The sequence below is a fragment of the Klebsiella sp. CN_Kp113 genome (assembly GCF_040064585.1).
Lineage (GTDB): Bacteria > Pseudomonadota > Gammaproteobacteria > Enterobacterales > Enterobacteriaceae > Klebsiella > Klebsiella michiganensis.
The window spans coordinates 1-10,517 of record NZ_JBEAID010000056.1 but is presented as its reverse complement, the minus strand read 5'-3'; the positions used below and the strand labels follow the sequence as shown (position 1 = coordinate 10,517).

Below are 10,517 nucleotides of genomic sequence, written 5' to 3'. Positions count from 1 at the left end.
ATCGTGTGTGATAAACCCCGCGGCGGCAACAGCCGCCCCCCCCGCCCCCGGCCCCAGCATATCGGGGATGTTGGTGGTGGCATTAGCAAAGGTTCCACCACCTTTGGCATAATTCATATCCAGCGCATTGTTCCAGTTGTCGTTCTGAAACTTCAGCTTATTCTTGCCATCGTTACCAACGGCCTTCATTTTCTCTTTATCATTTTGTTGATAAGCATCATAGGGAATATGGGCTTTATCCCCCAGTTTCTGGACATCCACTTCTTTCCGGTAATTCTGCTGGTCCGCAACCCAGTCGTCATACGTCACTGGCTTGTAGCCCCAGTAAAACGGAATAACCGGCGAACGACCCGGCGCGGCGATTTTTTTCTGCGCCTCTTCGTTGTGCATCATCATGAAATCCTTCCATTCATGCGCGTAGAGGTCAGTACGGTTAAGGCGCTTACTCAGACCCGCAATAATGCCATTTTCCTGATTCTGATACGCTTCACCCACATCATTCACACCATGCACCAGTATGACGATACAGGGCATGGGGCGGGGAACCGCCACACTGCAGGTCTGGGCCGCTTCCCCAAGATCTTTATGCACCGACACATCGTTTCTGGAAGCTATGCGCGGAGCATACGGACTGTTTTTTTTATCCGTCATGAGCATAACTCCAGTGTCCAGGTATCAAGATCGGTCGCATCAAGCAGGGGGGAACACCCTTCGCTGTCTGTCTCACCTTCGATGATGTCGCCCGCCGCGCTTTTGACGCGAAATTTTTGTCTGGTCAGAATTTGTTCTGGATCATCGGAAGCATGAAGCCGATAACGGTGTTTAAACGCCCCTTTATCAAAATTTGGCATCTGTATCTGCACACTTTCAGGGCCTTTATAGGCAAAGTTTGGCGCTTTAATATCAACGCCTGTGGGTGAGAATATTTCAACCGATCCATCCGCATTAATGCGGATGCCACCGCCTCCGCAGGCCAGTTGTATTCCCTGTTTTGCGCTGATATTCAGCTTGCTGTCGGTGCTGGTCAATGTGAAATCCTGCTGTGAAAGCATATGCATGGCACCGCGCTGTGCCTGAACTGTGATATCTCCGGCACCGGCAATCATCTGGATGCCAAGTTTTCGGGCAAACAGGGCCAGCTTTTCACCAACAGCCAGTGAGAATTTTTTTACCACGTTGATGCTGGCATCGTTACCCGCCGTTGCAACTAAATCCTCGCCTGTGGAAAGTTGCAGGCTTGCAGGTGTGATATGTGCCTGCCCCTCACCGGCATACGTCAGAAGCCCCGCCCCTTTTAGTTGTTTCAGTGTCTGGCTGAGTCGTTGCTGTTGCCCTGTGTCCACCACACTGATTCCGGCAGTGGCGGCACATTGCTGTAATGTTTTCGCCAGCGACAACGCCTTTTCCAGTTCCACGATCGCCGCAGTCATATCCAGCTGTTTGCCCTGCACACGCGGCTGCGATTCGGTGGTGAGCATGATCCCCTTTCCGGCCCGTATCGCTCCGTAGCTGTCCGTCCGCAGCTCAAACCCCTCCCCGCGAGGCTGTTTTTCGCTGTCCACCAGATGCCCCAGGTTCAGCTGACTCTTGCCGCCGTACTCCGTGCTGACCTTGATGTGCTCTTTGCCACGCGCGTCGTCGAGGCGGATTTTGTTGTTCGCCGGGGTCCGCAGGACGTTGCGCTTATAGTTCCGGATGGTGACAGGGTCCGGGTGCGCCGAGTCGTGCAGGACACCGGCAATATACGGACGGTCCGGGTCTCCCTGCTCAAAAGCGATGGCCACTTCCGTCCCCGCCAGCAGCGGCAGGTGCAGGCCGTATGTGTCCCCGGCATAGGGGCGCGCCTGACGTACCCACAGACTCTCTTCCCCCGGCGACCAGTGGTCGCGGTCGAACAGCAGGTTGACCTTATAACGGCCGTCGCGGTCGATATGGCCGTAGATATCGTTGGTTTTCGTGCTGGTCACCCGCGCCGGCAGCGTGCCGGCCATGACCGGCCTGTCGCCCGGTTGCGGACGGAAGCCGTAATTTTCCGAGAACGGGATGGCCGTAAACGCCACCTCATAGCTGCGGTCGCGACGGGCGCTGCTGTGGATGCCGGTAATCACCACGCCCTGGCGGAAAACCTCCGTCACCTCAGCGCCTCCGGTGACCTTCAGCTCCCGGCCCGGCGCCAGCGCCGCGCTGCTGGTCCTGCCGCTCAGCCGGGTCTGGTCGTTCAGGTAGCGCTCGTGGCGCAGACGGGCATAAAACGCCCCGCTCTCCGGCTCCGGGTTGCGCTGGCCGTCGCTGCCCGGCGCCAGGTAGTTATCCGCCCAGTGATACGCCTCACCGTAGGTGGTGACGTCGCCGGACGTCACGTCCGCGCTCTGGCTCATCTCCTCCGGCGCGTTGCGGTAGTTGTAGTCCCGGGTGAACACCGACTGCTGCACCACTTTATGCCGACTTTTCAGCTCCCACACCGACTCGGTACCGCCGTCGTGCTGGCCGGAGGGCGGCACCGACGGCAGAACCAGCCCCTGCTCGTAGTGCCGCTGGTCATCGTAAAACTCCACCACGTCAATGTTCAGCCGGGTGTCGGCGGTGAAGCGGAACCAGATACCGACCTCGCCCAGCAGGCGGGTGATAAAGCGCAGGTCGTCCTCGCCGTACTGCATCACCTGCTCGCGACGCGGATACGCCTGTGCCAGGGTGAAAACAAAGTCCTCCCCGCGCATGGCGTGGCGGGTACGCAGGATATGCTCCACGATATCCGGCACCGACATATCCTGGTAAATCCGGTTCTGGTGGCTCCGGGAGAGCAGCGCCAGACGAGGCTGCAGGGTCAGGGAATAGTGCGTTTCGTCGCGGGAAGCGGAAAGGCGCTCAAACGCCGTCACCACGCCCTGAATCGTGCGCACCGGCTGCTGAATGTTAATCCCGAAACCCTGGTCCGCCGGCGCCTGCAGGGTGAAGGTCGCGTCCTGCATCAGCATCTGCTGCGGCGTGATGGTTTTGTCGGCGCTGGTGAACTCAATCACGTATCTGAACGGTTCGCTCAGGGCCTCCTCACCTTCAAAGCTCAGCACGTCCAGAAGAGCGCTGCAGCCGCGCACCGTTAACAGATGGTGGCTGTGGCTGAACAACAGGGATTTTATCTCGCTCATACACCCGCCCCTGCGCCAAACTCCATCACAATCCCCCCCTCTTCATCACGGCCCAGTATCAGGTGCTGCGGCTTCTGCCCCGCCGCCTGATGGCTTAACAGCTGCAGGCTCAACGCCGGCAATATCTGCTGATTGAGCAGGCTGTCCACGTTGCGCGCCCCGGTATCCGGCAGCAGGCAGGCATCCGTCAGAGCGTCGTACAGGCTGTCGCTGATGGTAGTGGTCATGCAGTAGTGGCGACTGAGGCGTTTGCTCACCTGGCTGAGCTTCATACCGACAATCGTGCGCATCGCGTCCCGCGTGAGCGGGCGGTAGATCACCGTCTGGAAGCGCGCCAGCAGCGCGGGCTGGAAGTGGTCGCGCAGCAGCGGACGCAGCAGTTCATGCAGGTCGGACTCCGTGGCCTCCGGCCGTTCGCCCAGCATCTGCATGATGTGGTCGCTGCCGAGGTTAGAGGTCATCAGAATAACCGTGTTGCGAAAGTCGATCTCCCGCCCCTCGCCGTCGCGCATAAAACCCCGGTCAAACACCTGGTAGAACAGGTTCATCACGTCCCGATGGGCCTTCTCCACTTCGTCCAGCAGCACCACGCTGTACGGACGCTTTCTGACCGCTTCGGTGAGGATACCGCCCTGGCCGTAGCCGACGTACCCCGGCGGGGAGCCCTTGAGCTGGCTGACGGTATGCGGCTCCTGGTATTCGGAGAGGTTGATAGTGATTAAGGATTTCTCACCGCCGAACAGCGCGTCAGCAAGGGCAAGCGCGGTTTCAGTCTTGCCGGTGCCGCTCGGCCCGGTCAGCAGGAACACGCCCTGCGGGCCGTTCTCCGACGTCAGCCCGGTTTTGCTGGCACGGAGACGCTGCGCGATGGCGTTCAGCGCCGCGTCCTGGCCCACCACGCGTCTACCGAGCTGCTGTTCCAGGCTCAGCAGCTCCGTCTGCTCATCCTTCATCAGAGACGAGAGCGGCACGCCGGTCCAGTCGGCGATGACCGTGGCAACGGTGCGCGCGTCCACGTCCAGACCCAGCAGCGGGTTCCCCTGCTGCACGGCACTAAGCTGGTTTTGCAGGTCCGCGATTTCCGCCTGGCGGGAGATATCGGCGCGGCAGGCGAGCAGGTTTTCCGTGAGCTTCAGCTCCTGGCCGTACTGCGTTTCCAGCTCATCGAGCTGCAGGATAATACGGACTTCGTCCTGTTCGATGGCCGCCAGGCGTTCGCCGTGGGTGTGGTTGCCCGCCGCGATATCTTCCAGCAGCGCCTGCTTTTCCATCGCCAGGGCGGTGAGCTGCGCCTTCAGTCGGGTCAGCGGCGCCGGCACCGTATCCAGGCTCATGCGGATGCGGGCGGAGGCGGTGTCGAGTAAATCCACCGCCTTGTCCGGCAGCTGGCGTCCGGTCAGATAGCGTCTGGAGAGGATGACGGCGGCGCGCACCGCCTCATCGGTGATGTGCACCCCGTGATGCTCCGCGTAGCGGGACTTCAGGCCCCTGAGCATCAGGCAGGCGGTGTCGTCGTCCGGCTCATCGACTTTGATCATCTGGAAGCGCCGCTCCAGCGCCGCATCGCGCTCAAAATACTGTTTGTACTCGCTCCAGGTTGTGGCGGCGATAGTTCTGAGTTCGCCCCGGGCAAGGGCCGGTTTCAGCAGGTTAGCCGCATCGGCGCCGCCCGCCTGGTTACCCGCGCCGATAAGGGTGTGGGCCTCATCAATAAACAGAAGCACAGGCAGCGGCGACTGCTGCACCGCGTCGATAATGTTTTTCAGCCGCTGCTCGAATTCTCCCTTCACCCCCGCTCCGGCCTGCAGCAGGCCGAGGTCAAGGGTGCGCACGCTTACCGGTTTCAGCGCATCCGGGACGTTGCCCTCGGCGATTCTGATCGCCAGACCTTCCACCAGCGCGGTCTTGCCGACACCCGGCTCGCCCACCAGTATCGGGTTGTTCTTGCGGCGTCGGGAAAGAATGTCCACCATCTGGCGGATTTCATTATCACGGCCGAACACCGGGTCGATTTTGCCGTCCCGGGCGCGGGCGGTCACGTCGAGGGTGAACTTATCCAGCGCATTCTGCAGAGCCGGATTCAGATCCCCTTCTTTTACGCCCGCATTAACCGGACGGCCGACAAACGCCACCTCGTCGCCCTGCGCCAGCTCTGCTTCCTGCTGCACCTCCGGGCGTTCCTCGGACTGCGCGTCCAGCAGCGGACGCAGGCGCGCCAGCTGGCTCTGCGCCAGGGTCAGCAGCGGCCACAGGCCGTCGCAGCGCACCAGACTCTGTTTATCCACCAGCGCCATCAGCAGGTGGATACTACGGATATGCTCCTCCCCGGCCAGCGAAGCGCTCAGCCAGGCCTCCTGCATCAGAGTCTGAATAGCGTCTGAAAGCTGCGGGCGGCCGCGCACCGAACGGGGGAGCTTATCCATAAAGGTCAGCAAATCCTGCCATATCGCGTCCATATCCCATTCGTAGCGCCGCGCCAGCACCGTCAGGTCGCCCTCGCCCTGCTCCAGCAGTTTCAGCAGCCAGTGCTCGGGCAGGATTTCCGCGTGCGCCCGGGTCTGGCACAGGGTGGCAGCGCCTTCCATCGCACGGGCGCAGTAAGGGTTAAGTCGGCGTAACAAAATGGCGGGATTTTCCATGAGCTTTTCTCTTTATCAGTTCCGGACACGCTACCGCCCGTCGCTGTTCCCTGTTATTCAGGAACCCAAAGCGCATCAGGTCAGGCAGGCAGATTGTTTTTTTGCTGAGCGCCCGTCAGTTCAGGCGCTCAGCAAAAACGGGCAGCGGAAACTGCCCATCAGGGGATGACTCTAAATAGTTCGCGCTGTAGCAAGACGACAAGCGAACGCAGCCAACGCCGCTACAGCGTGAAATATGGCGAGTCATCAGGCGGTGGCGCGTTCGTTCCAGCTGTCGGAATGAATGATGTTGCCGTCCTTGTAGGTCCAGGTGATTTTTTCGTAACGCAGCTCAATCTGCTCGAGGTGGTTATGCTTCTCGTAGGACGGGTCCTTGACGTCGTGCATCAGCGGGTTGACCTTCACCACCTTCACGTTCTCAAGCTTCGTGTTGAAGTACTCCACTTCCTGACCGGCGTCGTTGATTTTGTACCAGCGGAACTCCGCCGACTTCAGCGTCTGGCCGGTTGTTACCGCCTTGTACAGGTACGGGCTGGAGGCGTCGATTTCCTTAGTGAACAGGAACGGCGTGTGGATTCGCGTGCCGGTCAGCTTCCCGGTGTTGTTGTCGGTCGGGATGTACAGGTTATGCTCCTGCGCCACCACCTCGATGCTGCCCTCACGGTCCTTCACGTCCACGGAACCTTTGATGTCCGCGCCGCCGTCGTCCTTCAGCCACAGATAGACTGGAATTGCCATATTACTTCTCCATTTATACACGTCGTCCTTCAGGCTGCCTCTTTGTTGGCTGCCTTCATTTGCCCCGGTCACATAGTGAACTATGCTCCCGGGGACGCATTCAGTTGCCGCCGCGAGGCAGCCCGAATGACTGTGTGTATCATTTTAAAAAGCGCCATCATCCTGCGATGGCGCGGGGGTCATGCCCGGTGGCTGGCAGGCATTCGCCTGCGGCACCAGACTGATTTCGACACGGCGGTTAAGCGCCCGGCCTTCGGCCGTGTCGTTGGGGGCAACGGGTCGGCTCTCGCCGTAGCCCTGCACCGCAAAACAGCTCTCCGGCACGTCGCCGGTGTCGCGCATCCAGTCGCGCACCGATTCGGCACGCTTAAGCGAAAGTATCTGGTTGGATTTATCGTCGCCGGTGCTGTCGGTATGGCCCGCCACCACAATCAGCCAGCCGGGCTTCGCTTTGATGCCCACCAGTGAGTTCACCAGCAGCTTTGTCGAGCCGGGCTTCAGCGCCCACCTGCCGGTGTCGAACAGCGACATGCTGTCGAGGCGGATGATTTTCGGCGCGGTTTTCTCGGCAGGCTTCAGTGGCGGAAGCGCCGGGACATAGGAACGAATGGCGTCCAGCACCGGCATGCGCAAATGCTCCCCGTGATACAGGCCGAGCCCCATTTCCAGCGGTTCACCGTGGCGCGCCCACCGATCCAGCTGCAGCGCATCCCCGCGCAGGATCTGCACGGCGCGGGCTTTCGGGGCGTAGTCATCCATCGCAATCTGCGCGTAATGCTGAATATCGAACCCCACCCGCTGCAGCAGCTGGCGGTTGTTCCACGCGCTGGCGCACAGTGCGATGATGGCGGCAAGGGTGAACAGGCAGAATGCCCGCCGTAAAGTTCTGCTGAGCGGCGTCACGCCGGCGCCCAGTGGCAACAGCGGCAGAATAAAATTCGGCAGCGTGACATCCGCTGATGAGGGGTTGGGCTGCCAGCCGGGCAGCGAATTCAGGGCAGTATGTTGAGACAACCAGCGCTGCCACAGGCTATCAGCCAGAACCGGCGCCCCCGAAGGCGTCATGTGATATACCACCATCGCCGGGTCCGCCGGAGGCATATCGTCCGACGCCGCCGTCAGCGCGGCCATCATTGTTTGTTCAGTCAGGCGAACCAGCGTATTCATCCTCACCTGCGCAGCCAGGCGGTCCGTCCCGTCCTTTTGCGCCAGCCATGTCCCGGTGCTGCACGGCACATCGTCCGCCAGCCATACCTGCATGGCCTCCCCGGCCTGCGCTGTCTGCCACAGCGGTTGTGGAACAGACGCCCCCGCCACCTTACTGTTCAACAGTAAAGGCACCGCCCGGCGGCAATCGCTCCGCACCTGGCTCAGCTGCCAGCGCAGCTCATAAAGCCCGGCCGCCAGCGCCGCCTCATCACGATGCAGCTGCGGACAGACGCTGACCATCACCGCCAGCTGCGATACGAGGTCCGGGCGTTTCCACAGAAGAATACGTACCGTCTGCTGCAGTTCAGCCGTCGGGACGTTTAACCAGCAGCCCCGTGCCGTGCGGTAAATTGGCCCGCTCTCCGGCCACCCGGCGATATCGCCGCAGACCAGCACCACCGGCAGGCGATACGGCGCGTCCGGTATCTCATCCAGCCAGGCGTTATCTACCAGCGGATCTTCCCGCCTGCGCCCGGCGAAAATCAGCCCGGCGATAACGGCGGCCAGTATCAGCGCAGCGGCCAGAATCCGCCCGCCGGAGGCCAGCGGCAGAAACAGCAGGCAGAGCAGCAGCGCCAGGATCCCGCCCCAGAGCCATAACAGGCGCAAATAGCGCACGTTCATTTCCCGGCCCCCGGCAGCAGGGTTGCAATCAGGGAATCAAGCCAGTGGTTCAGACCCCACCACAGCGCGGCGATCGCTACCAGCGACAGCCCGATGCAAACCGGCCAGCGACGTAACCCGTCCGCCAGGCCGCTGCGCCCGGAGATACCCGCCAGTACGGGACGGCTCTGGTCCGTTTCAAACGGCGGCACGCGCTCGGTCAGTACCCGAACAAGCTGGTCACGAGCCGGCTCATTCAGGGCATAACACCCTTTAAAGCCGAGCATCAGCACCCGGTGGAAACAGGTCAGCACCGCCATATCCGGCGCGGGCTCGCGCAGAACCTGACGCATCCGTTCATACAACGCGTCTCCGGCGTCCAGAGCACCAAAGTATTTCGCCTGCAGCGGACGGTCATACCAGACGATGCAGGCATCATCCTCGCCTTCGCGTCCTTTGGCGGTCTCATCCAGCAGCGCACACCAGGCGTAGAGAATATGCCGACGGCTCGCCTCGCTGACGTCCGCAGCCTCAAGCTTCGCCATCACCTGTTCAATATGATCTACACAATGTCGCCACAGGCGGTCGCCCTCCCCGTCGGCCAGTCTTGCGCCGAACCGCAGTTCCGTCACCGTCAGCCACGCGTCCGCCATCAGGGCGTCGATATTTATGTCCTGTTTCATGAGCGCAGCACCGCAAACAGTTCAAGTTCCGGATCGCCCAGCAGACCGGGGACGTAAAAGACACAACTGCCTTCCAGCAGCATCGCCCGCGCCGCCGGATGGGTCATATCAAGGGTGAAATACTGGTTTTCCAGGCGCAGCGGGATAGCCGCAGGGACGTGGCTCATCGCGCGCAAAGGAATGCCGGGCTGCGAACCGTTGACCACCCTGTCGACTTCATCCGGGCTACCCGCTTTGCACTGAAGCGGAAACTGCTCCAGCAGTTGCGCTACCGGCAGCGGCGAGCGTACCGAGAGATAAAAATCCGCCTCTTCACGCAGTCTCGGATCGTGGAGACGGGCGTGCCAGCGCTTGCGCCGTTCATCGCGGACCATGTCAATCGCCACGACCCGCGACGGCAGGCTGGCTTCCAGCAGCACACCCAGCAGGTCAAACAACGGCGGGAAGACCGCCGTTAGCTGCTCATGACGATAGGCCGGAATATCGGCGGTGGTGTGATCAAGAGAAAACGTCAGCAGGCTGCCTGCAAGACCGGCCAGCGCCTGATAAAGCCGCTCCGGGTGCACCTGCGGATAGCGCACAAAATGGCTGAGCACCGGCTCAGCGCTGTTGAGCGCATTCAGCAGCCAGAACAGCGACACGTCCGCCACCGCGAAGTCGGCCATCCGTTCGTTGCTCTCCCGGCGCATAGACATCAGGCGCTGCAGGCGCGCGCGTAGCTGACCCGTCAGATATTCGGTCTGCTCCGTTAGCCAGCGGCTGGCCTGCACGTTCAGCAGCGGCGGGATAAACGACGCGTCCTGCGACCAGTCTCCCTGGCTGTCGCGCTTAAGACGGGCCACGGCGACGGTCTGGTAATTGCCGTTGTCGTTATCCTCTGTACGCAGCGTCAGCTCCGGCTGCATTACCGCAATCTGGCGGCTGTCATCCCCATAGCGGTTACGCACCTCCCGCCAGGCCAGACGCCAGCGCACAGGACGCTCCGCTTTCTGCTCCGGTTGCAGGCAGTTGCCGCCGTTTTCATACTCATGGGGCAACGCCAAAACCACCGTCAGTTCGTGGCTTTCTGTTTCCGGTAAGGTCATCACGGGCGGCAACGCATCGGCGTTATCGCTATCAGTGAGCGTTCCGTCGGCGAAACGCACACACAGGTGGTCGGCCTTCAGTTTCCCCTGCTTCAGCAGCGCGGCGTCAAAAGCCGTCCGCGCAACCCCCCAGGGATGTATTGCTCCCAGTCGGGCGACACACTCGGTGTGCCAGGCCGCTTGCGCGGCCTCCTGCTGAAAATGTTGAGGGGAAACCATCTGGCCCCGCCCCCACAGCGGTCGTACTGTTTTCATCCCTGCCCCCGCCTTACGCTTTCGCTTTCGGCATCTGAGAAACCAGAGACAGGTTCACGTCCATACCTTCCACCTGGAAGTGCGGCACCGCGTACAGCTTCACCCGGAAGAAGCCCGGATTGTCCTCGATATCTTCCACCACCACCTTCGCGTCGCGCA

At 61.2% G+C, this 10,517-nt stretch carries 7 protein-coding genes and 1 pseudogene; all 8 read right to left on the bottom strand.

Annotation, left to right across the window (positions count from 1 at the left end):
• Positions 1-651 (bottom strand): annotated as a pseudogene (locus ABLV30_RS26780) (hypothetical protein); the annotation flags it as partial.
• On the bottom strand, positions 648-3,146 hold the full coding sequence (vgrG, locus tag ABLV30_RS26775; protein ID WP_265799700.1) for a type VI secretion system tip protein VgrG: 2,499 nt from the start codon (positions 3,144-3,146) through the stop codon (positions 648-650). The gene vgrG and the pseudogene ABLV30_RS26780, both read right to left, overlap by 4 nt.
• A complete protein-coding gene (gene tssH, locus ABLV30_RS26770) occupies positions 3,143-5,785 on the bottom strand; it encodes a type VI secretion system ATPase TssH (protein WP_200913640.1) in 2,643 nt (880 codons plus the stop codon). Before tssH ends, vgrG begins: the two co-directional genes overlap by 4 nt.
• A 246-nt stretch (positions 5,786-6,031) precedes the next feature.
• Positions 6,032-6,523, bottom strand: coding sequence for a type VI secretion system effector Hcp (gene hcp, locus ABLV30_RS26765; RefSeq protein ID WP_014229074.1), 492 nt, complete (start codon positions 6,521-6,523; stop codon positions 6,032-6,034).
• Between the two features lie 144 nt (positions 6,524-6,667).
• Positions 6,668-8,356 (bottom strand): OmpA family protein, encoded by a 1,689-nt coding sequence (locus ABLV30_RS26760; RefSeq protein ID WP_341799742.1) that lies wholly within the window; start codon positions 8,354-8,356, stop codon positions 6,668-6,670.
• On the bottom strand, positions 8,353-9,018 hold the full coding sequence (tssL, locus tag ABLV30_RS26755) for a type VI secretion system protein TssL, short form (protein ID WP_014229072.1): 666 nt from the start codon (positions 9,016-9,018) through the stop codon (positions 8,353-8,355). The genes ABLV30_RS26760 and tssL overlap by 4 nt, the downstream gene beginning before the upstream one ends.
• Positions 9,015-10,358: a type VI secretion system baseplate subunit TssK gene (tssK, locus tag ABLV30_RS26750; protein ID WP_064358504.1), complete on the bottom strand. Its 1,344-nt coding sequence runs from the start codon at positions 10,356-10,358 to the stop codon at positions 9,015-9,017. The genes tssL and tssK overlap by 4 nt, the downstream gene beginning before the upstream one ends.
• 13 nt (positions 10,359-10,371) lie before the next feature.
• Positions 10,372-10,517, bottom strand: a 146-nt coding sequence (locus ABLV30_RS26745; RefSeq protein ID WP_348865696.1) for a hypothetical protein, incomplete at its 5' end; no start/stop codon positions are given.